General features: G+C 66.9%; 24 protein-coding genes. 11 read left to right on the forward strand and 13 right to left on the reverse strand.

The window, feature by feature from the left end:
• Nucleotides 1-21: 21 nt before the first annotated feature.
• Complete coding sequence (gene rraA, locus QF050_RS04625; protein WP_308929375.1) at nt 22-516, reverse strand: ribonuclease E activity regulator RraA; 495 nt, start codon at nt 514-516, stop codon at nt 22-24.
• Between the two features lie 116 nt (nt 517-632).
• On the opposite strand from rraA, the gene QF050_RS04630 reads away from it, so the two are divergent.
• From QF050_RS04630 to QF050_RS04650, 5 genes are all read left to right on the forward strand, one after another.
• Nucleotides 633-1916 (forward strand): MFS transporter, encoded by a 1284-nt coding sequence (locus tag QF050_RS04630; RefSeq protein ID WP_308929376.1) that lies wholly within the window; start codon nt 633-635, stop codon nt 1914-1916.
• Nucleotides 1917-2054: 138 nt separating this feature from the next.
• Entirely contained in the window at nt 2055-2663 is a 609-nt protein-coding gene (locus QF050_RS04635) for a TetR/AcrR family transcriptional regulator (protein ID WP_308929377.1), read from the forward strand.
• A gap of 286 nt (nt 2664-2949) precedes the next feature.
• Complete coding sequence (locus QF050_RS04640) at nt 2950-4149, forward strand: malic enzyme-like NAD(P)-binding protein (RefSeq protein ID WP_308929378.1); 1200 nt, start codon at nt 2950-2952, stop codon at nt 4147-4149.
• A gap of 93 nt (nt 4150-4242) precedes the next feature.
• On the forward strand, nt 4243-4746 hold the full coding sequence (locus tag QF050_RS04645) for a DUF456 domain-containing protein (protein WP_308929379.1): 504 nt from the start codon (nt 4243-4245) through the stop codon (nt 4744-4746).
• A gap of 43 nt (nt 4747-4789) precedes the next feature.
• Entirely contained in the window at nt 4790-5767 is a 978-nt protein-coding gene (locus QF050_RS04650; protein ID WP_308929380.1) for a hypothetical protein, read from the forward strand.
• Here QF050_RS04650 and QF050_RS04655 read toward each other — a convergent pair.
• Nucleotides 5764-6405, reverse strand: coding sequence for a LysE family translocator (locus QF050_RS04655; RefSeq protein WP_308929381.1), 642 nt, complete (start codon nt 6403-6405; stop codon nt 5764-5766). The two genes, QF050_RS04650 and QF050_RS04655, sit on opposite strands and share 4 nt — an antisense overlap.
• Nucleotides 6406-6511: 106 nt before the next feature.
• Between QF050_RS04655 and QF050_RS04660 the strand changes: the two genes are divergently transcribed.
• Entirely contained in the window at nt 6512-6967 is a 456-nt protein-coding gene (locus QF050_RS04660) for an Lrp/AsnC family transcriptional regulator (RefSeq protein WP_285245686.1), read from the forward strand.
• 7 nt (nt 6968-6974) lie between these two features.
• On the opposite strand, the gene QF050_RS04665 is transcribed toward QF050_RS04660, so the two are convergent.
• The 3 genes from QF050_RS04665 to QF050_RS04675 form a co-directional block, all read right to left on the reverse strand.
• Nucleotides 6975-7628 carry a hypothetical protein gene (locus QF050_RS04665; RefSeq protein WP_308929382.1) on the reverse strand — a complete coding sequence of 218 codons (654 nt, stop codon included), beginning with the start codon at nt 7626-7628 and terminating at the stop codon, nt 6975-6977.
• Nucleotides 7625-9118 carry a WXG100 family type VII secretion target gene (locus QF050_RS04670; protein ID WP_308929383.1) on the reverse strand — a complete coding sequence of 498 codons (1494 nt, stop codon included), beginning with the start codon at nt 9116-9118 and terminating at the stop codon, nt 7625-7627. Before QF050_RS04670 ends, QF050_RS04665 begins: the two co-directional genes overlap by 4 nt.
• A gap of 85 nt (nt 9119-9203) precedes the next feature.
• Nucleotides 9204-9671, reverse strand: coding sequence for an Lrp/AsnC family transcriptional regulator (locus QF050_RS04675; RefSeq protein WP_308932099.1), 468 nt, complete (start codon nt 9669-9671; stop codon nt 9204-9206).
• A 330-nt stretch (nt 9672-10001) separates the two neighbouring features.
• Between QF050_RS04675 and gluQRS the strand changes: the two genes are divergently transcribed.
• Both gluQRS and QF050_RS04685 read left to right on the forward strand, forming a co-directional pair.
• Nucleotides 10002-10898 carry a tRNA glutamyl-Q(34) synthetase GluQRS gene (gene gluQRS / locus QF050_RS04680; RefSeq protein WP_308929384.1) on the forward strand — a complete coding sequence of 299 codons (897 nt, stop codon included), beginning with the start codon at nt 10002-10004 and terminating at the stop codon, nt 10896-10898.
• A gap of 9 nt (nt 10899-10907) precedes the next feature.
• Nucleotides 10908-11525, forward strand: a complete 618-nt coding sequence (locus QF050_RS04685; protein ID WP_308929385.1) for a phosphohydrolase — start codon at nt 10908-10910, stop codon at nt 11523-11525.
• Here QF050_RS04685 and QF050_RS04690 read toward each other — a convergent pair.
• Nucleotides 11522-12838 carry a GNAT family N-acetyltransferase gene (locus QF050_RS04690; RefSeq protein WP_308929386.1) on the reverse strand — a complete coding sequence of 439 codons (1317 nt, stop codon included), beginning with the start codon at nt 12836-12838 and terminating at the stop codon, nt 11522-11524. The two genes, QF050_RS04685 and QF050_RS04690, sit on opposite strands and share 4 nt — an antisense overlap.
• Nucleotides 12839-12962: 124 nt before the next feature.
• Nucleotides 12963-13913, reverse strand: a complete 951-nt coding sequence (locus QF050_RS04695) for an L-lactate dehydrogenase (protein WP_308929387.1) — start codon at nt 13911-13913, stop codon at nt 12963-12965.
• Nucleotides 13914-13999: 86 nt separating this feature from the next.
• Between QF050_RS04695 and ggt the strand changes: the two genes are divergently transcribed.
• A complete protein-coding gene (gene ggt, locus QF050_RS04700) occupies nt 14000-15832 on the forward strand; it encodes a gamma-glutamyltransferase (RefSeq protein WP_308929388.1) in 1833 nt (610 codons plus the stop codon).
• Nucleotides 15833-15908: 76 nt separating this feature from the next.
• Here ggt and QF050_RS04705 read toward each other — a convergent pair whose 3' ends face one another.
• The 5 genes from QF050_RS04705 to QF050_RS04725 all read right to left on the reverse strand — a co-directional run bounded on the left by QF050_RS04705 (nt 15909) and on the right by QF050_RS04725 (nt 21449).
• Nucleotides 15909-17423 carry an amino acid permease gene (locus QF050_RS04705; RefSeq protein ID WP_308929389.1) on the reverse strand — a complete coding sequence of 505 codons (1515 nt, stop codon included), beginning with the start codon at nt 17421-17423 and terminating at the stop codon, nt 15909-15911.
• Nucleotides 17424-17514: 91 nt separating this feature from the next.
• Nucleotides 17515-18948, reverse strand: a complete 1434-nt coding sequence (locus tag QF050_RS04710) for an aspartate ammonia-lyase (protein ID WP_308929390.1) — start codon at nt 18946-18948, stop codon at nt 17515-17517.
• A gap of 8 nt (nt 18949-18956) precedes the next feature.
• Nucleotides 18957-20033, reverse strand: coding sequence for an asparaginase (locus QF050_RS04715; protein ID WP_308929391.1), 1077 nt, complete (start codon nt 20031-20033; stop codon nt 18957-18959).
• 30 nt (nt 20034-20063) lie between these two features.
• Nucleotides 20064-20771: a FadR/GntR family transcriptional regulator gene (locus QF050_RS04720; protein ID WP_308929392.1), complete on the reverse strand. Its 708-nt coding sequence runs from the start codon at nt 20769-20771 to the stop codon at nt 20064-20066.
• Nucleotides 20772-20813: 42 nt separating this feature from the next.
• Complete coding sequence (locus QF050_RS04725) at nt 20814-21449, reverse strand: DedA family protein (RefSeq protein ID WP_308929393.1); 636 nt, start codon at nt 21447-21449, stop codon at nt 20814-20816.
• Nucleotides 21450-21760: 311 nt separating this feature from the next.
• Here QF050_RS04725 and QF050_RS04730 point away from each other — a divergent pair, with 311 nt between their 5' ends.
• A complete protein-coding gene (locus QF050_RS04730) occupies nt 21761-22030 on the forward strand; it encodes a type II toxin-antitoxin system Y4mF family antitoxin (RefSeq protein ID WP_308929394.1) in 270 nt (89 codons plus the stop codon).
• An 8-nt stretch (nt 22031-22038) separates the two neighbouring features.
• Nucleotides 22039-23274 carry a HipA domain-containing protein gene (locus QF050_RS04735; protein WP_308929395.1) on the forward strand — a complete coding sequence of 412 codons (1236 nt, stop codon included), beginning with the start codon at nt 22039-22041 and terminating at the stop codon, nt 23272-23274.
• Between the two features lie 18 nt (nt 23275-23292).
• Here the strand turns inward: QF050_RS04735 and QF050_RS04740 are convergent, their stop codons facing one another.
• A complete protein-coding gene (locus QF050_RS04740; RefSeq protein ID WP_308929396.1) occupies nt 23293-23910 on the reverse strand; it encodes a uracil-DNA glycosylase in 618 nt (205 codons plus the stop codon).
• Between the last annotated feature and the right edge of the window lie 63 nt (nt 23911-23973).

Raw genomic sequence — 23973 nt, forward strand, 5'->3', positions numbered from 1 at the left:
TTCGCTGCGGCGGGCGCCCGCCTACGCCTCCACGAGGATGCCGTCGGGGTCGCACCAGATGGCGGCCCCAGGGCGGATGGTGACGCCGTCGATCACCACATCCACGTCAACCTCCCCGGCGCCCGCCTTCAGGCTCTTCTTCGGGTTGCTGCCAAGTGCCTTGACTCCAAGGTCCAGCCGGGCGAGCGCCAGCCGGTCCCGGATGGCGCCATTGATCACGACGCCGGCCCAGCCGTTCGCCACGGCGCTTTCGGCAATCATGTCCCCCATCAGGGCCGTCCCCAGCGATCCGCCGCCGTCCACCACCAGGACGGCGCCGTTGCCCGGGGACGCGAGCGTCGACTTCACCAGGGCGTTGTCCTGGAAGCACCGGATGGTCCGGGCCGGGCCATTGAAATGCGACCGGCCGCCCAGGGACTGGAACTGCAGGGGGATCGATGCCAGTTCGGAGCCGCGTTCGTCATAGAGGTCTGCGGTGTTCACGGCTGCGCGTTCTGCGGGGGTGGGTGCGCTCATCTGCTGCTCCTTGGTCTTCGGCGACGGGGCGGCCGGGGCGGTGCCTGCCGGCCAGGTACGGCCCACGATAGTCTGATTCCCACCGCCAACCGGCCGCACCAGGGGGAGCCAAGCCAATGAGTCTGTCCAAGAAGCCTGCGCCGCCGGGCGGCACCTCCCCGGAAAGTTCGACGGCGGCGCTCGCCGAGCCGGTGCAGAAGGTCACTGCGCGGTGGGTGACCGGCCTGGTGCTGGTCAATGTCGGCATCAATGCGGCCTTCTTCGGCCCGATCAACGTGTTTATCGGGCAACAGGCCATCAGCATCGACGCGCCCAGCAAGGAAGCCATCCTTTCCCTGGTCACGGCCTGCGGTGCAGCTGTGTCCCTGGTGGCCAACCCGCTCTTCGGCGCATTCTCGGACCGGACCACGTCGCGCTTCGGCCGCCGCGCGCCGTGGGTGCTGGCCGGGGCTGTGCTGGCGACGGCGGCCCTGCTGGCCATGTCCTTTTCGGGCGTTGTGGCGCTGATGGTGCTCTTCTGGTGCTTGGTGCAATTGGGCGCGAATGCCGCCTATGCCGCCATCACCGCCGCCGTCCCGGACCGGGTGCCCGTGGCCCAGCGCGGCGGAGTGGGCGGACTCGCCGCCATGGGGCAGACCCTGGGCATCCTTACCGGCGCCGTCTTCGGTGCGGTGGTCGCCGGCAACTTCATGGTGGGCTACTGGCTGTGCGCGGCTGCCCTGCTGCTGTCCGTCGTGCCGTACCTGTTCCACCGGAACGATCCCGCCCTGCCGAAGTCGGAACTGGAGGCTTTCCGCCCCCGCGTTTTTATCAAGGGCTTCTGGATCAGCCCGTTTGTCTATCCGGACTTCGCGTGGGCCTGGCTGACGCGTTTCCTGGTGAACGTTGGCAACCAGCTCACCATCGTGTACCTGCTGTTCTTCCTGCGGGACGTCATCGGCTACCCGGATCCGGCCACCGGGGTGCTGGTCCTCACCGGCATCTACGCGGTGATGGTGATGATCACCGCCGTGCTGGCCGGGCCCTGGAGCGACAGGGTAGGCAAGCGGAAGCCGTTCGTTATCGGCTCGTCAGCCACCATCGCCATGGCCGGGGCCATCATGGCGTTCTTCCCCGTGTGGCCGGGCGCCCTCGCCGGGGCCGCCGTCCTGGGCATTGGTTTTGGGGCCTACCTGGCGGTGGACTTCGCGTTGCTGACCCAGGTCCTCCCGTTCGCCGTCAGCCGGGGGAAGGACATGGGCGTCATCAACGTGGCCAACTCCCTGCCGCAGGTGGTTGCTCCGGCCTTGGCACTGGTGGCCGTGACGTACGCGGGCGGCTACCGGACGCTGTTCCTCACGGCTGCTGTCATCGGGCTTCTGGGTGCCGTCTTCGTCGTCAAGATCAAGGGCGTGGACTGACCCGCAGGCGTCCGAAAGTAAGCCCGCTGACCAACCTGCTCCGCGCCGGTGCCGTATAGTTGAACCGGGCTGCAGGGTGGTACGGAAGTGGGGGCACTCCTGGCCGCAGTCCCCTAAAAACACAACCCCGGAATGCTGATGCCCGAGACTTTTTCAGACCATCCGCCCATGGCCGCCCGGCCTTCCGCTCCCCGCCAGCGCCTCCGCTACGCGCGCATCCTCGATACCGCCGCAGGGTTTGCCCGCAAGGGCCTTGATGCCGTGGAGCTGTCAGAAGTCGCCGAAAAAGCAGACGTCCCGCTGGGCACGCTCTACCGGTATTTCCCGTCTCCCACCCACCTGATGCTCGCGCTCTTCCGGCAGCAGCTTGACGAACTGCAGGCCGGTGCCCGTGGCTCGTCCCCGCGCTTCCGCGGCCGCGCCCTCTCCGGCCTGGTGATGGAGATCTTCCACATGCGCGTCATGCAGCCCGCGGTGGAGCAGTGCCTGAGCCGGGGTGTATACCTGCCGGAGCGGGACACCACTGAGCTCCTGCGCGAGATCGACGCGCTCAGCGAGAAGCTCGTTGCCGGCGCCTGCGGCGATGCCGTGGGTGCGCGGGTTCTCCTCCTGGCGGTCACTGGTCTGGTCCAGTCCGTGCGGAACCGCCGCCTGTCCCTCTTCGAAGCCGAGGAGGATCTCAAAAAGGCGTGCGGGCGGTTGTCTCCGGGGGCCGAATCCGGATTAACAGTCACCAAAACTGCGTAACTGGTCTAGACCAATAGGCAATTAAATACGCCTTAATACCGTGATCTGAGTCACTAAATCGCCTGCTTAAACCTTTTGGCATGGGAAAAGCTGCGCCAGCGTGTTCCGGCTGGCCCTTTGGGGATGCCTACCATGGTCGCACCGGAGCGGCAGGGCGGAAACACCCCCGGCGTTCCCCTGGACCCGCCACCCTTGGGTTTCCTGTCGCACTACTTTCCCCGCTGGGCCCGGCCGGGCTCCAGCTCCATGTGCCGTGCGCCCACGGCGAGCACCAGGAGACAACGACGTGTCCATTGACGCAGTTACAGCCACCGACAATTCAGCAGCGACGGCCCTGACCGAAGAGGAAATCTTCGGCGCGCACCAAGGCGGCAAGCTGTCCGTGACCAGCACCGTTCCGCTCTCCAACAAGCGGGACCTGTCCATCGCCTACACCCCGGGTGTGGCCGAGGTCAGCCGTGCCATCCACGCCAAGCCGGAACTGGCCCGCACCCTCACTTGGGCCGAGCGCCTGGTGGTCGTGGTCAGCGACGGCACGGCCGTCCTGGGCCTGGGCAACATCGGCGCCAGCGCCTCCCTGCCCGTCATGGAAGGCAAGTCGGCGCTCTTCAAGACCTTCGGCGACCTCGACTCCATCCCGCTGGTCCTTAACACCACCGACGTGGACGAGATCGTGGAAACCCTGGTCCGCCTGCGCCCCAGCTTCGGCGCCGTCAACCTCGAAGACATCTCCGCGCCACGCTGCTTTGAACTCGAGGAAAAGCTGATCGAGGCACTGGACTGCCCCGTCATGCACGATGACCAGCACGGGACCGCCGTCGTGGCCCTCGCAGCCCTCACCAACGCCGCCAAGGTGACCGGGCGGGGACTCGACGGGCTCAAGGTGGTGGTGTCCGGTGCAGGCGCCGCCGGCATCGCCGTCGCCGAAATCCTGCTGGCCGCCGGCATCACCGACGTCGTCCTGCTGGACTCCCGCGGTGTCATCAACAGCAGCCGCGCCGACCTCGCAGCCGACAACACCAGCAAGAAGGCGGACATCGCAGCCCGCAGCAACCCCCGTGGCATCAACGGCGGCCCCGCCGAAGCACTGGCCGGCGCGGATGTCTTCATCGGCGTTTCCTCCTCCAAGCTGGCTGAGGAGCACCTGGCCCTGATGAACCAGGACGCCATCGTGTTCGCACTGTCCAACCCGGACCCCGAAGTCCTGCCCGAGGTAGCCGTGAAGTACGCCGCGGTGGTTGCCACCGGCCGCAGCGACTTCCCCAACCAGATCAACAACGTCCTTGCCTTCCCGGGCATCTTCCGCGGTGCACTTGACGCCGGCGCGCGCCGCATCACGCCGGCCATGAAGCTGGCAGCCGCCCGCGCCATCGCGGAGCTCGCCGCCGAGGACCTTTCAGCCGATTACATCGTGCCCAGCCCGCTGGACCCGCGCGTCGCCCCCGCCGTCACCGCGGCCGTCGCCGCGGCGGTGGAAGCGGAGTAAATCCGCGCCTGCGGATAGTACGACGGCGGTGCCTCCTTTGCCGAAGGAAGCACCGCCGTCGGGCGTTAAGGGAGCGCCCCTAGACTGGGGACCATGACCTCCGAAACCGTGGTGACCATCCTGTGCGGCCTGGGAATCCTGGCGGGCGTGGCGGGCACCATCATTCCTGTCCTTCCCGGCAGTGTCCTGGTAGGCATCAGCCTGCTGGCCTGGGCCATCTGGGGCGGCGCCGGAACCGTGGGGTGGGTGGTCTTCGCGGTGGCCATGATCTTTGTTGCCGCGGGCATGACCGCCGGCGCCGTGCTCACCGGCAGGAAGCTCCGGCAGCACGCCATCCCCAGCCGCAGCATTGTGGTGGCGCTCGTGGCGGGCGTGGTGGGGATGTTCATCATCCCCGTGCTGGGACTCTTCGTTGGTTTTGCGGCCGGCTTGCTGGTCAGCGAGTTCGTCCGCACGCGGAATTTTCCGGCGGCGGCCAGATCCAGCTGGGCTGCCCTGAAGGCCACCGGCCTGGGGATGCTCGCGGAATTCGGGTTGGCCTGCCTCGCCGCCAGCACCTGGGTGGTCGGGGTGTGGATTACTGCAGCCGGCCGCTGACCGGGCGGCTTGGACCCCGCCGCTTCCCGGCTAGCATGGAATGATGAGCGCCGGGGAAACCGCACCGATCTACTGGGACAGCCGCGACCTCACGCCGTTCGGGCACGCCCAACTGCGGTCCCCGGTCCACGACCTCGCCGGCGGCGTGGGCGGCCTGCTCACCGGAGTGCTGGGCGGACGGAATCCGGCCCTGCTGTCCCTCGACGGTGAGGTGCCGCGGCTCAAGCGATTGCCGTCCAAACCCGCCAAAGCTGTCCACGAGGCCGTCTTCACCAGCCGCGAACCCGAGCGGCTGATCTACCTGGCGCGGACCTACCCCGGCTGGGCCGGGCTGTGCTACCTGATGGCCGGCCTGCTCGAGTACAAGCACGGCGGCTACCTCCGCGCCTCCGAACTCCTGCAGCGCGGGCTGACCACCCGGAACGATGAGGAGGCGAACCGCTACTCGTCCACGTACCTCACCAGGATCGTCACCCGGATTGAACTGGCCGAACGGGTGGAGATCCCGGTGCTGTTCAGTGAGGAATCGGTATTCCTGGCACTGGCCCACTCGCTGCGCGAAACAGGCCGCACGGAAGCTGCCCTGGACGCACTGGCCGGGTTGCCGCCGTCGCTCCCCATGGCACTGGCCCGCTGCTCGCTGGCCCTGGACCTGGGCCGGAGCCGCACCGTTATCGACTGGACGGAGGGCCTGCTGAACGCCGACGATCTCTCCGCCGCCCTCCTCCTGGTCCGTGCACGGGCGCTGCGCCGGGAAGGGCGGCTGGACGCGGCGCACCAGGCCATCGCCGAGGTCCTGCGCCGCCGCAAGACGCACCTGGCACTCCGCAATGACGCCCTGACGGACCGTGCGCTGCTGGTCCTGGATTCGAGCCGGCGTTCCCTGAACCCGCGCGACTGGGGACGCCGGCGCGGGGACCCGGAGCCGCAGCGGGAAATCGGGGCGCCGGTCCCCATCCGCAAGGACGAGGAAATGCGGCGGATGTGGGAGCAGGACTGGAAGGAACTCAGCGGGGACTAGGAGCGGCCGGCGAGGAAGGGCACCAGCTGTTCACCGAGCAGCACGGCCCCCAGCACCACCATGATCAGGCCGCTGGCAAGGGTCACCACGCGCGCAGCACCTGGCCTGCTCTGCAGCAGCGTCCGCGAGAGGAGCGCCACCGCCGTGTACACCAGCCCTGCCAGGGCCACGAACGTCATTCCCAGCAGCCCCGACTGCACCGGTACCGGCAGGGAGGCGTCGGCGCTGACGAACTGCGGAATCAGCGCCACGTAGAACAGCAGGCCCTTGGGGTTGATCCCGCTGGTGCCCATGCCCTGGAGGAAAATGCGCAGCTGGGTTCCGGAGCCGCCTGCCGCCGCGGCGCCAAAGCTTGCACCGCGCCAGGACCGGAGGGTCCCAATGCCGAGCCAGAGAAGGTAGGCCGCGCCGGCCAGGGTGATCCAGCCCAGGAGGCCGGGCATTCCGGCCAACAACGCCGCCAGGCCGGCCACCAGAAGGACGGTATGCAGGACGTAGCCGCCGCAAAGCCCCGCCACCGCCGGTACGAAACTGCGCTGCCGGAGGCCGGCCGCGATGGTGTAGGCCCAGTCCACTCCCGGCGTGCAGGCCAGTGCTGCGGCCACCACGATAAAGGCCAGGAACAGCTGCGGATTCATGGGATTCTCCTGTCGACGGCGTCTCAAGAGCAACCATAGGGAGAATCCGGCCATAAGTGCTGTCCGGTTTTAGCCCGCCTCGCGGTAACGGCAGTATGTTTATTGCGTGATAGATCGCATTGACAGGAATATTTTGCGCTACCTCCAGGAGGATGGCCGGATGACTGCCACCGCCCTCGCCGCAAAGGTGGGCCTGACGGTGGCGCCCTGCCACCGGCGGCTGCGTGATCTGGAGCAGTCCGGCGTGATCCGCGGCTACAAGGCGGACATTGATCCGGCCGCCGTCGGCCTGGGGTTCGAGGCGATCGTCTTCGTCACCCTGCGGCAGGTGGACCGTCCCACCATGGAAATCTTCGAGAACCGGGTGGCGGACAACCCCAACATTGTGGAGGCGCAGCGGTTGTTCGGTTCCCCCGACTACCTGCTGAAGATTATCGCAGCGGACCTGCCCGCCTACCAGCGCTTTTACGACACCGAACTGACCTCGCTTCCGGGCGTCGAGCGGCTGACGTCAACGCTGGTAATGAAGAACCTCAAGTCCAACGCCGGCCCGCCCGTGTAACAGCTGGTTAGGGTTTACCCGTGGCAGCGATGCCGGCCTCGGCCCCAGGGGTGTAGTACTTCCCGGCGAGGTGCACGGAGTAGATGAACGTCATCCGGCCGGTGTCGTGGTTGGAAAGGATCTCGGCGGAAAAGACGGTTCCCGTCTTGTTGCCCATTCCGGGGTTCCACTGCTCCTTCCCGGAACCGTCTTTGAAGTCGGCTCCAATGGGTTCGGCGTCCTGAAGAATGACGAAACCCAGTTCATCCACAGCCCGCCTGATTTCAGCGTTGGCGTCCTGGGCGTCAGGGTAGTTGATGAATATGTCTATGTGGTCCACCGTGTTGTCTGCCCCGGGACGGATTCGAATGGTGTCCGTACGCATTTCAACCACGCCGTGGGGCGTGGTCATCCTTACGTCAATCAACTTGTCGGAGTCAGTTGCCACCAGGGCTCCGTCGGAACCTGTCGAAAACCCAAGAGCGGACATGTCCATGGGCAGGCTGGTGAAATCGAAGACCGCTTTCCCGCTGCTCTTGATGGCCTCGATGCCTTCGGGCGTGAACTGGGAATTGCCGTTAGCCACGATCTCTTCCTTTTCGATTGAGTGTTCATCAGGGAACATGCCGCAGCCGCTCAACAGCGCCGCGAGCAGGGCCATGAGGACGATACGCAGCTTCACGGGGCACCCACAGCCTTGCGAACGTCCGCCGGCACCATCCGGTACTCCTCCACCCGGTCAGGCATGGGTTTCACCATCTCACCGTACGGGTCCTTCTCTCCGTGCAGCCAGTTCTCGTAGGCGCCGAGTGTGTCTTGGTCGATGAGGCGCCATCGATCCTCCCGGACGGAGATGTTGCCGTGATGGAGATCGATACCGACGGGCGGGATCCTGCTGATGTCAACGTACGGGGTCGCCGCCGGGAACTGCTCGTAGTAAGACTTGGCCCCATCGATACTGGGTTCACCCAGGACGGTCATGGCCTCGGTAAACACCGTTCCGGTAGTGCGTCCGCGGATGTTGTCGTAGTCGTCGGCGATAACGTAGTTCTGCTCCTGGTCCGCCATGTTGAAGGATGCTTGATGAAGGGCCGTCTGCTCGGCCGGCGACAGGTGGTGGTAGCCCTCCGGGCCCCGATATGCCGGGACAGAATCAATGCCGGCCCACGCGTCATTCATGCGGGTGCTCACCATCCCGGCGCGCTCCAACCTCTGGATCTCGGCAATGCCGCCTTGCTGGTAGGCAAAGTGCTGTGATCCGATGTCCGTGAAGATCTCTTTCTGCATCTGCAGGAAGGTGGTTTCGTAGTAGTGCAGCTCAGAGGTGCTGAACTCAGCCAGTGCAGCCAGCGCGGCCCGCTTGACCGGGTCTCCGCCTGACAGCAGCGGAGTAATGTCACGGCCGGTCTCCGCCATGTGGCGGAGGAACGCGATGTCTTCAAAGCCGGCGATGAAGGTCGGCCCCACTTGGTTGGCCATGCCGATCCACTCCATGCGGGGGTCGTTCTTGTACAGCTCAGCGTAGAAGGCGTACACCTTGTAGATATCGGCGCGGTTGTAGTCAACGCCCTTGGACGGATCCCAGTGGTTGGGGTCGATCCCGGCCTGCCGCATGGCGGATTCCGACCAGTACTGCTGGAGGAACCGGCCGTAGGCGTTGACCTGGCCGCCTGGGCCGGTAGGCGGCAGGGCGCCGGAGTCCACCAGGCCGTCCAGGATGCCTTTCGCCGCATCGGCGTTGGCTTGGTTTTGCCGGACCCATTGCCCGAATTCCTCCGATTTCAGGTAGGCATCGCGTTCCGCAGGCGTCATGCCGCTGAGTTTGTCCGTCAGCTCCCGGGCGGCGTCGTCCGTCGACGACTTGCCGCCGCTGCCCGGACCCCCTGATCCACCGCCCGCAGGATCGCTGCTGGCACGGTCCTGCTCGTCGGCATTCTGCAGAAGAGCCTTGGATGCGCTGCGGACGCCGGCTGCCGCCGCTCTCAGCGTCCGTGCGTGGGAGCCGTTCCAGTCGCCGCGGAAACGCTCGCCGTCACTGCCTTTCCAGCTCGTGGAGGCAATAGAGCCGCCGAGTTGCTGCCCCAGCTGCTCCAGCCGGCCGGCGCCCCTGGCCAGCTCCTTTGCCATCTGGCGCAGCTGTCCGACGTCCGCGCCATAGAAGTTTCCCGCCATTATTTCCCCCAGTGGATCTTTCGCTGCCAGCCTAGCCGCAGCGGATGCCCGGGTGCGATGGGGAGAACTGCCCTGTGGTGCCGGGCTACCCCTGCCCGTCCTGCAGCAGCCCGGTGGTCCGGTACGGAATGACCTCGCGCAGGAACATGCTCGTGGAGGTGCGGACGATGCCGGGGCAGAGGCGGATTTCCTCGGACACCCGGTAGAGGTCGTCCGGGCTTTTGGCCACCACGCGGATGAGCAGGTCCGTGTCCCCCGCGGGTGCATGGCATTCCAGGACTTCGGGGATTTCGCGCAGCGCGGCGATGGCCTCGTTCAGATGGCTTTGGTCGAGTTCTGCGCTGACGGCGGCGGCCACCCCGCGGCCGAGCGCCGAGGGCAGTACCCGGCTGCTGTTGGGGCGGAGGGCGCCCGAGGCGGCCATCCGCTCCAGGCGTGACTGGACAGTGCCGCGGGCAAGGCCCAGCTTCTGCGCAAGCACCATGATGGGCACCCGGGGATCGTCATCCAGCGCGGCCAGGATGCGCCGGTCGGTTGAATCGAGTTCCTGCAATCTGACCACTTCCTGCTTTGTTATGAGGCGTCAATTAGTCAGTTTGACCACTTCTCATCACTCCGGTTGCGCCTACTGTAGGTCATCTGCTGAAATCATGGCAATAAGGGATGCGGGCTACCGTCGGCATCCCGCAGGCTACAGGAACCCCGGCACACCACCCGGTCCCTGGACCAGGCTTCCCGCAAAGACGCCGCCGCAGATTGACTCTTGTTCACACCAATGTCATTCCGCATCACACGGCAAGAGCCCCTGAGCTACCGACGTCGGCATTCCCCGAAGTCATCGGTAGCTGAGGGGCTCTTGTGCTGTCCGGCCTAAGGTGGATCCATGACCTCCGCCGGACGTTTCGCCCCCAGCCCCTCCGGTGAACTGCACGTGGGAAACCTGCGGACTGCCATCCTCGCCTGGCTCTTTGCCCGATCCACCGGACGGGAGTTCCTGCTGAGGGTGGAGGACCTGGACCGCGCCCGCGCCGGGTCAGAGGCGGGACAGCTGCGGGATCTCCAGGCCGTTGGAGTGACCTGGGATGGCGACGTGGTGCGGCAGACGGCGCGCGGGCCCCTCTACGCCCGGGCGATTGCCATGCTGGAGCAGGAAGGGCTTACCTACGAGTGCTTCTGCACCCGCCGGGAAATCCAGGAGGCCGCCTCCGCACCGCACGCGCCCCAAGGTGCGTACCCGGGGACCTGTCGAAACCTGGAACGGGCGGAGCTGGAGTTCAAGCGCTCCACCCGGCCCGCGGCCCTCCGGCTGCGGGCGGACGCCGCTGAGTTCACGGTCCATGACGTTCTGCACGGCGAATTCACCGGGGTGGTGGATGACTTGGTGCTGCGCCGCAATGACGGTGTGACCGCCTACAACCTCGCGGTGGTGGTGGACGATGCCGCGCAAGGCATAGACCAAGTGGTCCGGGGTGACGACCTTCTCCCGTCCACGCCGCGGCAGGCATACCTGGCATCCCTGCTGAATATTCCCGTGCCGGAATATGCCCACGTGCCCCTGGTGGTAAACCGCGACGGCGCGCGGCTGGCGAAGCGCGACGGCGCAGTGACCTTGGCGGATTTGGCATCGGCGGGGGTGGACGCAGCCCGGGTGCGGGACACCATCCTCGATTCGCTGGGGCTCCCGGCCGGACCGCTGGCGAATGCCCTGGCATCCTTTGACCCCCGCTCGCTCCCCATGGAGCCATGGATGTGGCCGGGCATGCCCGGGACAGGCGCGTAGGCTGGACCCATGCCAGAAACAGGAAGCGCGGACGCGAACCTCCGTGGGCCACGATTCACGGTGGAGACGGCCAAGGTCCTCGCCGAAGTTGCCCACAACCGCCAAAAGGACAAACTCAAGCGGCCGTACCGCGAGCATGTCCTGGCCGTGGGTGACGCCCTGGCAGATTTCGACGACGACGTCCGGATCGCCGGCTACCTGCACGACATCGCGGAGGACACCCCGATCACCCGGCAGGCGCTGCTGGACATGGGCGTCTCCGAGCGCGCCGTGCGGATCATCGAGCGCGTCACCAAACGGCTGCACGACAACCCGGACGACTACCAGGCCGGCATCCTTTTCATTGCCGAGGACCATGACGCCACGCTGGTCAAGATCGCCGACAACGCCCACAATTCGCTGCCCGAACGGGTGAAAGCCCTGGCGGAAAAGTGGCCTGACAAGCCGCCGGTCACCCGCTACGAGGACGCCCGGCCGGTGCTGTACGCAGCGGTCCCCGTGGAGGAAACCCGCAAGATCCTCGCCCGTATCAACCCCTGGCTGCTGGAGGAATTCGACGCCATGCTGGACGAGGACGACGACACCGACTACGAGAACCTCTCCTACGACGACGCTTCCGGCAACTAGACCCGGCCCAGCGAGCCGATGTCCTCAAGGAAGTCCGCCTGCACCTCCGCGCTGACCGTGGTGCGCGTTTCACTGATCGCGTCCAGGTAATCCTGGGTGGACGGGCCCTTCCGCACCGCCTCGCGCACCGAAACCTCGCCGCCGGAAGCCACGCCGCCGTCGTCGTACACTGCCTTTTCCAAGGCCCGCTGGGAGGCGCTGCGGGCAGCGTATTCGATGTCCGCCGGGGAAAAGCCCTCGGTGCGTTCCACCAGCAGCTCCACGTCCACGGCGTCCACCACGGCCGCGGGGATGAACCGCTGCCACATCGCCTCGCGCGCCTGCCGGTCCGGCAGGCCGATGGGAATCACGTAGTCGAACCTGCCGTGGCGCAGGAAGGCGGAGTCCAGCGCCCGGATGAAGTTGGTGGCGCACACCAGCAGACGGCCGGGCTGCTCGCGGAATGCCGGGATGATTTTCAACAGCTCGTTGGTCACGCCCTGCAGCGGTGACGGCGGATCACCGGCCCGCTGGGACGCGATCTCCTCCACCTCGTCGATGAACACCACGGCGTGCTCCAGCTCCGCGATTTCCAGGAAGGTCTCCCGCAGCGCACCCGCCAGGCCCTGGGGGTCGCCTGCCAGCCGGGACGGGAACACCTCCACGAACGGCCACTCGAGCCGGGACGCGATGGCCTTCGCGAAGGTGGTCTTGCCCGTGCCCGGAGGGCCGAAGAGGACGACGGCGCGCGGCGGCACCACACCGAATTCATCCGCCAGGTCCGCCTCGGCGAGCGGGAGCACCAGGCGGCGTTCCAGCAGTTCCTTTTCCTTGCGCATGCCGGCCACGTTTTCCCACAGGTCGCGGGCCAGGACGCGGCCGCCCAACTGGCCCAAGGCACCCAGTTCCTGGCGCTGGACCGGGATGGTGCGTTCGAAGTAGCGCAGGTTCTTCTTCAGCGCGAAGCCCCGGCCCAGGAAGGCCTCCACCCGGGTTTCGGACTCCGGCATCAGCGCCGAGAGCTTGTTCAGCCCGTGCGGGGCCATCCGGTTCTCGACGGCGGCCAGCAGCGAGGTGCCGATGCCCCGGCCGCGGTATTCGGGGAGGGTGGCAAGGAACACGATCCAGCCCTGGTCGTGCGCGGCGCGTCCGACGGCGGCGCCCACCACCTGGTCGCCCTGCACCGCCACCACCGCATGGTCTTTCTCGCATGACGCGAGGACCTCGGAGAGCGCGTACACGGGTTCGACGTTGCTCGCCTTCAGCGTCTCCCAGAGGTGCAGGATCCCGTCCAGGTCCGCCGAGTGGAAATCCCTGATCCGCCAGTTGGTCATGGGTTGCTCCTGTTGGTTCGTCGTTGAGCCAGTGTGGACATCTCAGGTGAGCATATGTGAAGCGCACAGCGGGAGGGGTTGCGGCGGCGTTGCATGACGCCGGCCGCCCCCACCTCTGCTCCGCTCAGATGCCGAGCCTGTCCATGGTGTGCCGCAGGGTGTCCGCGGAATGCTGCAGGGCTGCCAGTTCGTGGCTGTCCATGGGTGTGTCCAGGACCCGGTGCACCCCGCCGCGGCCCACCACGCTGGGAAGGGACAGGGCCACGTCCGAGATTCCATACTGCCCGGACAAGACGGTGGAGACGGGCAGGACCGCCTTGTCGTCGCGGAGCAGCGCCTCCACGATGCGGGCTCCGGAGAGGCCGATGGCGTAGTTCGTCGCGCCCTTGCCGGCGATGACCTTGTAGGCGGCCTGCACCACGTCCCGGGCGGTGGTGGCCAAGTACTCAGGGGTGAAGATCCGCCCGCCGCCGTCCGTCCAGTCGCGGATGGGGACGGGGCCGATCGTGGCGCCGGACCACAGCGGAAATTCGGTGTCGCCGTGCTCGCCCACCATGCTGGCATGCACGCTGGTGACGGAAACACCTGCCCGCCGGGCGAGCAGCCAGCGCAGCCGGGACGTGTCCAGCACTGTGCCGGAAGAGAAGATCCGCTCCGGAGGAAGCCCGGAGATGCGCTGGGCGGCCACCGTCAGGACGTCGCAAGGGTTGGTGACCAGGACGTAGACAGCTTCCGGAGCCCGCTCAAGCAGCGGCGGCATCAGCTGTTCGAGGATCCGCACGTTGGTGCCGGCCAGGTCCAGGCGGCTCTGGCCCGGGTTCTGCTTGGCGCCTGCAGTAATCACCACGACGTCGGCGCCCTCCGTGACGGCGATGTCCCCGCCACCGGCCACCGTTGCCGATGCCGCGGCAAACTGGCTGCCATGGGCAAGGTCCAGGGCCTCCGCCTCAGCCTTTGGCGCATTGACGTCGAACAAGGCGATGCTGCTTGCCGAGCCGCGGATCAGCGAGGCATAGGCCAGTGATGTACCAACGCTCCCGGCCCCCACCACTGCGAGCTTGGATCCTCCTGGCATGGTGCCTTCCTTCCGGAATCGTTGAGTGTGTCCTACCCGAAGAGTAGCGTGGCCCACATCACACGAACCCCCACTTAGGAGCCACCATGCCACATTTCGGACGCCGGCTCGCCGCTGTTACCGCGGCGCTGGCCATCGGCGTGACCACCGGCGCCGTCAGTCCCGCTGCAGCGGACCCCCGGCAGACCGATAAGAATCCCACGGCCACCGGGTACGGCGGCGCGGTCAGCACCGTGGACCCGGAAGCGTCGGCAGCGGCCATCGAGGTCCTCCGGAAGGGCGGGAACGCGGTGGACGCCGCTGTTGCCGCCGCAGCCACGCTGGGCGTCACCGAACCCTACAGCGCCGGCATCGGCGGGGGCGGCTACTTTGTCTACTACGATGCCAAGTCCGGGAAGGTCAGCACCATTGACGGCCGCGAAACGGCGCCGGCGGGAATCAAACCGGATGCCTTCATCAATCCCGCCACCAACAAGCCCTACCCGTTCACCCCGGAACTGGTCACCAGCGGTGTCTCCGTGGGCGTCCCCGGCACCCCGGCCACCTGGGAACGCGCGCTGGAACGCTGGGGCAGCATCAGCCTGGGGGATGCCCTGAAGCCGGCCATCAAGGTGGCGGACCGCGGCTTCGTGGTGGATGAGACATTCCGCAACCAGACCCAGGACAATCAAACGCGGTTCGCGGCCTTCACCTCCACCAAGGACCTGTACCTCCAGGGCGGCAAGCTGCCGGAGGTGGGATCGGTCTTCAAGAACCATGACCTCGCGGACACCTACCGGCTGCTGGCACGCAACGGCATGGACGCGTTCTACAACGGCCCGCTCGCCGAGGAGATCGCCCACACAGTCCAGAATCCGCCCAAGTCCCCGGACACCAAGCTCCCCGTTCCCGTGGGTTCCATGACGGCGGAGGACTTGGAACACTACAGGGCAGTGGACCAGGACCCCACCCACGTGAACTACCGCGGCTATGACGTCTACGGCATGGCTCCGTCCAGCAGTGGTGGCACCACCATAGGGGAGTCCCTGAACATCCTGGATATATTCGACCTGCCAGCCCTGAAGGCGGACCAGCCGGCCGTCCTGCACCACTACCTCGAGGCCAGCGCCCTGGCGTTCGCCGACCGCGGGAAGTACGTCGGCGACCCCGCCTTCGTGAAAGTCCCGACCAAAGCCCTGACTGATCCGATTTTTGGCAAGGAACGCGCCTGCGAGCTGGATCCCGCCCATGCGGCAACCAAGCCGGTGCTGCCCGGCGATGTCACCTCCTACGACGGCACCTGCCCGACCGGCCCGGCGGCACTCGCCGATGAGAAGGACACCGAAAACATCTCCACCACCAACATGACCGTCTCGGACAAGTGGGGCAACGTGGTGGAGTACACGCTGACCATCGAGCAGACCGGCGGGTCCGGCATGGTTGTGCCCGGCCGCGGCTTCCTGCTCAACAACGAGCTCACGGACTTCTCCACGGTGTACAGCGCCACCGACCCCAACCGGATCCAGCCGGGCAAGCGGCCCAGGTCGTCCATGTCTCCCACCATCCTGCTGGAGGACGGCAAGCCGTTCCTGGCACTGGGATCACCGGGGGGCTCCACCATCATCACCACGGTGCTGCAGACCCTGGTCAACCGGATCGACCTGGGGATGAGCACCCCGGACGCCATCGCGGCTCCGCGCGCTTCGCAGCGGAACACGGCCAGCGTCACCGCTGAGCCTGCCTTCATCGACAAGTACGGTGCTGCCCTGACCTCCCGCTTCGGCCACACCCTGACCCCGTCCGGCGACTCGTTCACTTCCGCTTCGGAGATCGGGGCGGCCACCGCCATCGAATTTCTGAAGGACGGCAGGACCCTTGCGGCCGCAGAGCCGGTGAGGCGCGGCGGCGGCTCGGCCATGGTTATTAAGCCGTCACAGTAGGCCGGCGTTAAACGGCCGACGGCGGCACCCGGGTCCCGGAATGGGACCTGGGTGCCGCCGCTGGCCGTTAAGGCGGCTACTTCTTGAAGGTATCCGCCGGCGCGTTGGCGATGACGGGGGAGGTGCCGGTGTAGCCGTCGCGGGTTTCGGCGATGTGGCGGATGCGGGTGCGGCAGGCGTACCAGCCGGCGACCATGAGGATGGAGGCGATGGCGGTGACGAGCATGGTCAGGGGTGAGTCGATGAAGACCATGATGAGGACGCCGATGAGGAAGAGGAGTGAGAGGTAGCCGGTGTAGGGGGCGCCGAACATGCGGAAGGTGGGGCGTTCGACCCAGCCTTTGTCGGCCCAGCGTTTGAGTTGGATTTGGCACAGCACGATGGTGGCCCAGGTCATGATGATGCCGACGGAGGCGATGTTGAGGACGATTTCGAAGGCGTCGGCGGGGACGAGGTAGTTCAGGGGGACGCCGAGGAGGGAGACGGTGGCGGTGATGGCGATGCCGCCGTAGGGGACGCCTGCTTTGTTCATGCGGGAGGCGAATTTGGGGGCGGAGCCGTTGACGGACATGGAGCGCAGGATCCGGCCGGTGGAGTAGAGCCCGGCGTTCAGGGAGGACAGGGCGGCGGTGAGGACGACGAGGTTCATGATGACGTCCACGCCTTGGACGCCGATGGAGCCGAAGAAGGTGACGAAGGGGCTGACGCCTTTTTGGTAGGAGGTGAAGGGCAGCAGGAGGGCGAGGAGGATGACGGAGCCGACGTAGAACACGGCGATGCGGAAGACCACGGAGTTGATGGCTTTGGGCATGATTTTTTGGGGGTTTTCGGTTTCGCCGGCGGCGGTGCCGACGAGTTCGATGGAGGCGTAGGCGAACAGGACGCCTTGCATGAGGATGATCATGGGCAGCAGGCCGTTGGGGAAGATCCCGCCGTTATCGGACAGGAGGCTGATGCCGACTTGTTGGCCGGAGACGGGGGTGCCGAAGATGACGAAGTAGGTGCCGATGATCAGGAACGCGACGAGGGCGGCGACCTTGATCAGGGCGAACCAGAATTCCATTTCGCCGAAGACTTTCACGGAGACCAGGTTCAGGGCGAGGACGACGATCAGGGCGGTCAGTGCCCAGGCCCACTGCGGGACGTCGGCCATCCAGGGGATGTAGTTGCCGAAGAAGTGCATGTAGAGGGCGGCGGCGGTGATGTCCACGATGGTGGTGGTGGCCCAGTTGATCCAGTAGAACCAGCCGGAGACGAACGCGGCTTTTTCGCCGAAGAATTCGCGGGCGTAGGAGACGAAGGAGCCTGAGGAGGGCCGGTGCAGGACCAGTTCGCCCAGGGCACGCAGGATCAGGAACGCGAAGAACCCGCACACGGCGTAGGCGATGACCAGGGACGGGCCCGCAGCGTTGAGGCGGCCGCCGGCGCCGAGGAACAGGCCGGTACCGATCGCACCGCCGATCGCGATCATCTGGATCTGCCGCGGCTTGAGGTTCTTGTGGTAGCCCTTGTCCTCCGCGTGCAGGGAGGTCTCGGACGCATGCGCGTGACCACCATCAATCAAGTGGTCTGGAAGGGGGGAATTTGTCATTGGAGTGTCCTTACAGACTGGGGGGGTGTTGGTGGGCCCACGCCCGCCGGGTTCCCTGGCCGAGCTTGCGAGGCCAGGGGGCGGGTGGGGCCTACTTGGTGAGGTTTGCCAGGCGTTCGGGGCTGAGGAGGTCCTGGAGTTGGGCGTCGGTGAGGAGCCCGTGTTCGAGGACCAGCTCGGCCACGCCCTTGCCGGTGGCAAGTGCTTCCTGCGCGATGGCGGTGGCGGTGGCGTAGCCGAGGTGGGGATTCAAGGCGGTGACCAGGCCGATGGACTGCTCCACGGTGCGGCGCAGGTGTTCGGTGTTGGCGGTGATTCCCCGGATGCAGCGGGCCGTGAGGGTGCGGCAGGCTGCTTCGAGGTGGGAGATGCTCTTGTGGAGGCTGTGGACGATGATCGGTTCGAAGGCGTTGAGTTGGAGCTGCCCGGCTTCGGCGGCCATGGTGATGGTGACGTCGTTGCCGATGACCTCGTAGGCCACCTGGGAGACCACTTCCGGGATCACCGGGTTGATCTTGCCGGGCATGATGGAGGAGCCGGACTGGACGGCGGGAAGGTTGATCTCGCCGAAACCGGCACGCGGGCCTGAGGAGAGCAGGCGCAGGTCGTTGCAGATCTTGGAGAGCTTGACCGCAACGCGCTTGAGCACCCCGGAGAGGTGCACGAAGGCGCCAACGTCCTGGGTGGCTTCGATCAGGTCGACGGCGGTCACCAGCGGCACCCCGGTGATCTCCGCCAGGTGCCGGCAGGCTGTGTCCGCGTACCCGGAAGGGGCGTTCAGGCCGGTGCCGATGGCGGTGGCGCCGAGGTTGATCTCGTGAATCAGCAACTCGGCCTCCGCCAGGCGGAGCCGGTCCTCGCCGATGGTGACAGCGTAGCTGCCGAACTCCTGGCCCAGGGTCATGGGGACGGCGTCCTGCAACTGGGTGCGGCCCATCTTGACCACGGTGCGGAATTCCATGGCCTTGGCGGCGCAGGCGTCCTCGAGTTCTTCGAGTGCGGCCAGCAGTTCCCGGGCGGCGAAGATGGTGCCCAGTTTCACGGCCGTGGGGTAGACGTCGTTGGTGGACTGGCTGAGGTTGACGTGGTCGTTCGGGTGCAGCCTGGCGTAGTCGCCCTTGAGGTGGCCAAGGATTTCCAGGGCACGGTTGGCGATGACCTCGTTGGCGTTCATGTTCGACGACGTCCCGGCGCCGCCCTGGACGACGTCCACCACGAACTGGTCGGCAAGCCGGCCGGCCAGGACATCCTGGCAGGCCTGCTCGATGGCGTCGGCCCGCTCGGCGTCCAGCAGGCCGAGCTCACGGTTGGTCCGGGCGGCCGCGAGCTTGACGGCGGCCAGCCCGCGGACCAGGTGCATGTTGGAGGACAGCTTTTGGCCGGTGATCGGGAAGTTCTCCACGGCCCGGAGCGTGTGCACGCCCCAGTACGCATTCGCGGGTACGTCCCGGTCGCCCAGCAGGTCGTGCTCGGACCTGGTGGCGGGGGCGGATGTTGCGTCCGCAGCGGTGTCGATCATGGTCATAAGGGTCCTCACAGGGCTTCGTTGACGGGCGTGGACGGGTTGGTATTCAGGAAGTCAGTGGCCAGCAGCTGGCCCACCTGGTGGCCGCCGCCCAGGACCGGGGCGGTGGCGATGCCGGCGAGCCGCGCGGTGTCCACGCCCAGCGCCGCCAGCAGCTGCACTGTGGCGGCCATCCGGGCGCGGTCTCCGCCGTCGGAAATCTTGACGGCTGCGGCACCGCCGTCGGCCAGGCCCACCAGCTGGATGCCCTCGAAGCCGTCCTTGGCCACGGCGCCCGGGAGCAGGCGCATCAGGTCGGTGACGTCGCGGCCCTCACCGGCCACCATGTCCGGGTGCCGCTGCATGGCGAGCCCGACGGCGGCTTCCGCGCTTCCGGAATCGGGCCCGCCGTCGCCGTGCGTGGCTGCAAGGGAAGCCGCCCGGGCGATCCGGCCGAAGGCGCGGGCCATGCCGCCCAGTGAGAGGGCGAACAGCGGGGTGCCGCAGCCATCGGTGCTCAGCGCGGCGGGGGCCTCGCCGGTCAGGTCGGTGACGGTTTGCGCCACGAGCTGCTGCAGCGGGTGGGAGGGTTCGAGGTAGCCCCGGACGGACCAGCCGTTGATCGCGCAGGTCGCGGCCATGGCGGCGTGCTTTCCGGAGCAGTTCTGGATGATTTGCGTGGGGCCGCCGCCGGCGCGCAGCCAGTCCTCACGTTCGGCGGTGCCGTAGGGGAGGTCGGAGCTGTTCTCAAGGTCGGTGGGGGCCAGCCCGTGCAGATCGAGGATGCGCCGGGCGCCGTCGCGGTGGGCTGCCGAGCCCGAGTGGCTTGCGGCGGCCAGGGCCAGGAGGTCGGCCGGAAGCTCCAGGCCGGCCCGGACCATGGCGACGGCCTGGAGCGGCTTGAGCGCGGACCGCGGGTAGAAGGGAGCCAGCGGATCACCGGCGGTTGCCGCCACGGACCCGTCAGCGGCAAGGGCGATTGCCGAGCCGTAGTGGACGCTCTCCACGAGGCCGTCACGGACGGCAGCCACCAGCGGGGTGTGTTGCGGCAGGGCCGGTTCACCCAGGGCAGCGGTGTGGGCAGCGGAAAACACGGGGGATGGCATGGCGTCCTTGGAAGGGTCGGTTGGATGTGTCTAGTTGTTGAGGATGGAGTCCAGGGCCGCGCCCACGGCTTCCAGGTGGTGGGCCATGGCGGCGCGGGCGTTGTCCGGGGAGCCGGACTCAATGGCGGCCAGGATTTGCTGGTGTTCAACGTCGGAGGCGTGCTGGCGGTCTGCCACCATGTTCAGCGTCTCGGACTGGTGGGCCAGGGCGTCCCGGATGTCCGTCACCACGCTTGCGAACACCTTGTTGCCGCTGGCCCGGGCGATGGCCGCATGGAAGGAGGAGTCCAAGACCACCCAGGACTCGGGGTCGGTTTCCGTGGCCATGGCCGCCACGATGTCGCGGAGGGTTTCCAGTTCTTCCGGGGTGCGCCGCTGGGCGGCCAGCCCGGCGGCCGGGACCTCGATGTGCGGGCGGGCCTCGGTCAGGTCCCGTGCCGAGTACTGCCCCAGGGTGAGGTCATTGGCCACCTTGCCGGCAATGACGAACGTGCCTTTGCCGGTCCGGGTGACTGTCAGGCCCAAGGCCGTGCACGAGCGGAGCGCTTCCCGGATGACCGAGCGGCTGACCCCGTACTGCTGGGACAGCGTGGCTTCCGAGCTGAGCTTGCTGCCCACCGGAAAGGTGCCGGATTCGATGTCCGCACGGATGGTGTTGAACACCGCCTCGGCAGCGCTCAGCCGGGCAAGGGGACGGGATGCAGGCTGTCCTGCTGTCCGGCTGTCTGACAGGTTCACGCCTTAAATATGGCACCCGTCACAGTCGCTGTCAAGCCCTCCCTAGTCCTGCCGCTGTCCTGCGGCACGCCGGTGCTGCCGCCGCCGCCGCGTGCGGAAATGCCAGGCGATGAGCGCGGCCACCGCCACACCGACGCTGACGACGGCGATGTCCCGACCGGCTGCCTGCGCTACGGCTTCGTAGGAGTTTCCCGCCAGGAAGCCCAGGAGGACGAAGCCGATGCCCCACACCACGCCGCCTGCCGCGTTGTAGGCGAGGAAGCGGCCGTAAGGCATCCGCGAGGTGCCGGCCAGGGCCGGCATGACCGCCCGGAAGAAGGCGGTGAACCGGCCCAGGAACACGGCGGCGCCGCCCCTGCGTCGGAGCAGGTCCTGGGCGTTGTGCAGCTTCCCGGAGTGGCGGGCCAGCGCCCTGCTTTTCAGGATGCGGCTGCCCAGGTGCTTTCCCACTTCATACCCCACGCTGTCGCCCACGATCGCGGCGGCGACCACCAGGGCCATCATGACGCCCAGCTGGACTTCGCCCCGGCTGGCCACCACGCCGCCCAGGACGGCCGCGGTCTCTCCTGGGATGACGAAACCGATGAACAAGGCGTCCTCGGCAAAGACGAGGCAGAACACGGCGATATACGCCACCAGTGGGCTGACGTTCAAGAGGCCGTCGATGAACCCCGTCATGGCAGCAACCCTAAGCCCGCGGCGCCAGGCTGAACACCATATTGATGAACAGCGCTGCGGCCCGTTCCGGGGACACTGCCTCGGGTGGACGGTTGGAGGGGGACGTCAAGGGTGAGCCTGTTTCTTTGGCCGGCGGTCAGGATAACTTCGAGTATGCGCCTGCGCTCCTGAAAATTCCCTGACAGTTGACCCGACGAACATCCGAAGGTGAATCGGCACGAACGTGCCGTCTGTCCAGGCGCGGGACTTATCTTTTCGTTCCCATGGTGCTAATTTGGCCTTAATCGGCACGATCGTGCCTAGGAGGTGTGGTGACCGACTCCCTCATGGAGCAGGTGGCACTGGAGGTGCGCGCGCGGCGCAAGTCCCTTCGGCTCAACCAGCGTGACCTGGCGGACCTTGCCGGCGTATCCGAGCGTTTCGTGCGCTTCGTGGAACGGGGAAAGCCCAGCGTCCAAGTGGACTCGCTGCTTGCCCTGCTGGAGGCCTTGGGGCTCGAGCTCCAGGTCGCGCCACGGACCAGCCACGCCGTGCGGACGTTCCCGCGGCCCGCCGCAACGGAAGGCGGAACCGGCGAATGAGGCACCGCGTGGCAGACGTGTACAAGGCCGGTATCCTGGCCGCCAGGCTTGAGCGGCACGACGGCGGCACCCGGTTCAGCTACCTGCCCGCCTACCTGGAATCCGGGAGGGCCGCCGTCGCCACCTCCCTGCCGCTCACTGACGAACCCGTCCTGTCCGCCGCCGGTGCCGCTCCGCCCTACTTCACGGGGTTGCTGCCGGAAGGGCGCCGGCTCAACGCGCTCCGCCGGTCCATCAAGGCGAGTGCTGACGACGACCTCTCGCTGCTCATCGCTGCGGGCGGTAATCCGGTGGGCGACGTGCAGGTGGTCGGCCACGGGGAGCCGCTGGACCCGGACGAGCATGCGGTGCGCCTGGATCCCGGGCAACCGGTGGATTTCGAACAGCTCATCGGCGACTCCGACCTGATCGATCCCGTGGCGCTCGCCGGGGTGCAGGACAAGCTTTCCGCCGGAATGATCTCGCTGCCAGTGGCCAAGGCGGGGAAGCGGTTCATCCTCAAACTCAATGCTCCCGAGTTTCCGCATGTGGTGGAAAACGAGTTCGTCATGTTCCGCTACGCCGCGAAGCTGCGGGTTCCCCTGAGCCGGGTACAGCTGATCCGCGATGTCGCGGGGCGCCCCGGGCTGCTGGTGGAACGCTTCGACCGTATTCCGCTCCCTGGCGGCGGCCCGGACGACGTCCTGCGCCTTGCCGTTGAAGACGGTGCCCAGGTACTCAAGCTCTACCCGGCGGATAAGTACAACGTGGGGTACGGGCAGGTCTGCAAGGCGCTGGCCGACCACTGCGCGGCACCGCTGCCCGCCCTGCGGAACCTCGCCCTTCAGGCCGCTTTTGCCTGGCTCACCGGCAATGGCGACCTGCACGCCAAGAACGTGTCCATGGTGCAGGACCCCGGCGGGGAGTGGGGGATCGCCCCGGCGTACGACATTCCCTCCACAGTGGTTTACGGGGACAAGACCCTGGCGCTGACCCTGGGCGGAAAACGGACCGGCATCTCCCGACGGCATTTCCTGGGTTGGGCAACCACGTTGGGCCTGCCGGAGCGTGCGGCCTCCACCGTGGTGGAGCTGGCCCTGAAGGCGTCTGGGCCGCTGATCGCCGACCTTGAGGCAGGGACGGCCTTCGCCGTCGTGAACAATTCCACGGCGGACGACGCCGGCGGGTCACCCTTTCCGGAGATGGTCACCAGGGCGTGGGTCAAGGAACTGAAACACCGCCGCCGCCTCTTGGAGGGCCTGTAGCCGGAGCCGGCCGCAGTCTTAGAGGTGCTGGATGCCCGCCCGCTGCATGGCATCACGGTAGGTTTCCACGCTCTTGGCCAGGAGTTCTTCCTGCTTGGCCTCTGAGACAGCAAAGGCCCTGCCGCCGAGGGCGGAGGCCTTGTAGATTTTGATGCCGCTGTTCTTCAGCGACGAGTGGTAGGTCTTTTCAAAAAGGGTCAGGAACGTGGAAGCGTCCGTACCGTGCGCGATGACCGCCGAGACGCGGGAATTGATTTTGAGGAACTGGCGGAAGGGGCGCAGGCCGTCGGTTTTCTCCTGGACGCTCAGCGCCGACGGGCTGCCGCTTTCGCGGATCCAGGGGTACGCGTTCCACGGCATGACGTACTGCGGATCCAGTTCGGCGAGCTCGTAGATCTGGGTGGCGCGGCGGGCTGCTTCGTCGTCGTTATACAGGGAGACGAACCCGGATTCGGTGCCCTTGCCGGGGCTGGCCTGGAGGCTGATGATTCGGCACTCGTCTTCGTCATGGACGGGGTCGATATAGGGGACGGTGGAACCGGGCTTCTTCTCCATCAGTTCTTCGCAAAGTTGGGTTACCTTCGCGATGTTCGGTTCCTGTAGCAGGGCCTTTTTTTCGTCCCAATCAATCGTCACGGTTTCTCCCTTTGCGGCGAGGCGTCCAGAATCAGGCGTCCTATGTCACTCTACGCTTCCGCG

It is taken from the genome of Arthrobacter sp. SLBN-112 (genome assembly GCF_030944625.1).
Taxonomy (GTDB): domain Bacteria; phylum Actinomycetota; class Actinomycetes; order Actinomycetales; family Micrococcaceae; genus Arthrobacter.

What these genes read in the sequence shown, in the direction of transcription:
- QF050_RS04725 (WP_308929393.1), bottom strand. Translation starts at nt 21,449, where the DNA reads ATGACGGGGTTCATCGACGGCCTCTTGAACGTCAGCCCACTGGTGGCG.
- QF050_RS04635 (WP_308929377.1), top strand. Translation starts at nt 2,055, where the DNA reads ATGCCCGAGACTTTTTCAGACCATCCGCCCATGGCCGCCCGGCCTTCC.
- ggt (WP_308929388.1), top strand. Translation starts at nt 14,000, where the DNA reads ATGCCACATTTCGGACGCCGGCTCGCCGCTGTTACCGCGGCGCTGGCC.
- QF050_RS04690 (WP_308929386.1), bottom strand. Translation starts at nt 12,838, where the DNA reads ATGACCAACTGGCGGATCAGGGATTTCCACTCGGCGGACCTGGACGGG.
- QF050_RS04705 (WP_308929389.1), bottom strand. Translation starts at nt 17,423, where the DNA reads ATGACAAATTCCCCCCTTCCAGACCACTTGATTGATGGTGGTCACGCG.
- QF050_RS04630 (WP_308929376.1), top strand. Translation starts at nt 633, where the DNA reads ATGAGTCTGTCCAAGAAGCCTGCGCCGCCGGGCGGCACCTCCCCGGAA.
- rraA (WP_308929375.1), bottom strand. Translation starts at nt 516, where the DNA reads ATGAGCGCACCCACCCCCGCAGAACGCGCAGCCGTGAACACCGCAGAC.
- QF050_RS04670 (WP_308929383.1), bottom strand. Translation starts at nt 9,118, where the DNA reads ATGGCGGGAAACTTCTATGGCGCGGACGTCGGACAGCTGCGCCAGATG.
- QF050_RS04715 (WP_308929391.1), bottom strand. Translation starts at nt 20,033, where the DNA reads ATGCCATCCCCCGTGTTTTCCGCTGCCCACACCGCTGCCCTGGGTGAA.
- QF050_RS04650 (WP_308929380.1), top strand. Translation starts at nt 4,790, where the DNA reads ATGAGCGCCGGGGAAACCGCACCGATCTACTGGGACAGCCGCGACCTC.
- QF050_RS04695 (WP_308929387.1), bottom strand. Translation starts at nt 13,913, where the DNA reads ATGCCAGGAGGATCCAAGCTCGCAGTGGTGGGGGCCGGGAGCGTTGGT.
- QF050_RS04685 (WP_308929385.1), top strand. Translation starts at nt 10,908, where the DNA reads ATGCCAGAAACAGGAAGCGCGGACGCGAACCTCCGTGGGCCACGATTC.
- QF050_RS04710 (WP_308929390.1), bottom strand. Translation starts at nt 18,948, where the DNA reads ATGACCATGATCGACACCGCTGCGGACGCAACATCCGCCCCCGCCACC.
- QF050_RS04645 (WP_308929379.1), top strand. Translation starts at nt 4,243, where the DNA reads ATGACCTCCGAAACCGTGGTGACCATCCTGTGCGGCCTGGGAATCCTG.
- QF050_RS04655 (WP_308929381.1), bottom strand. Translation starts at nt 6,405, where the DNA reads ATGAATCCGCAGCTGTTCCTGGCCTTTATCGTGGTGGCCGCAGCACTG.
- gluQRS (WP_308929384.1), top strand. Translation starts at nt 10,002, where the DNA reads ATGACCTCCGCCGGACGTTTCGCCCCCAGCCCCTCCGGTGAACTGCAC.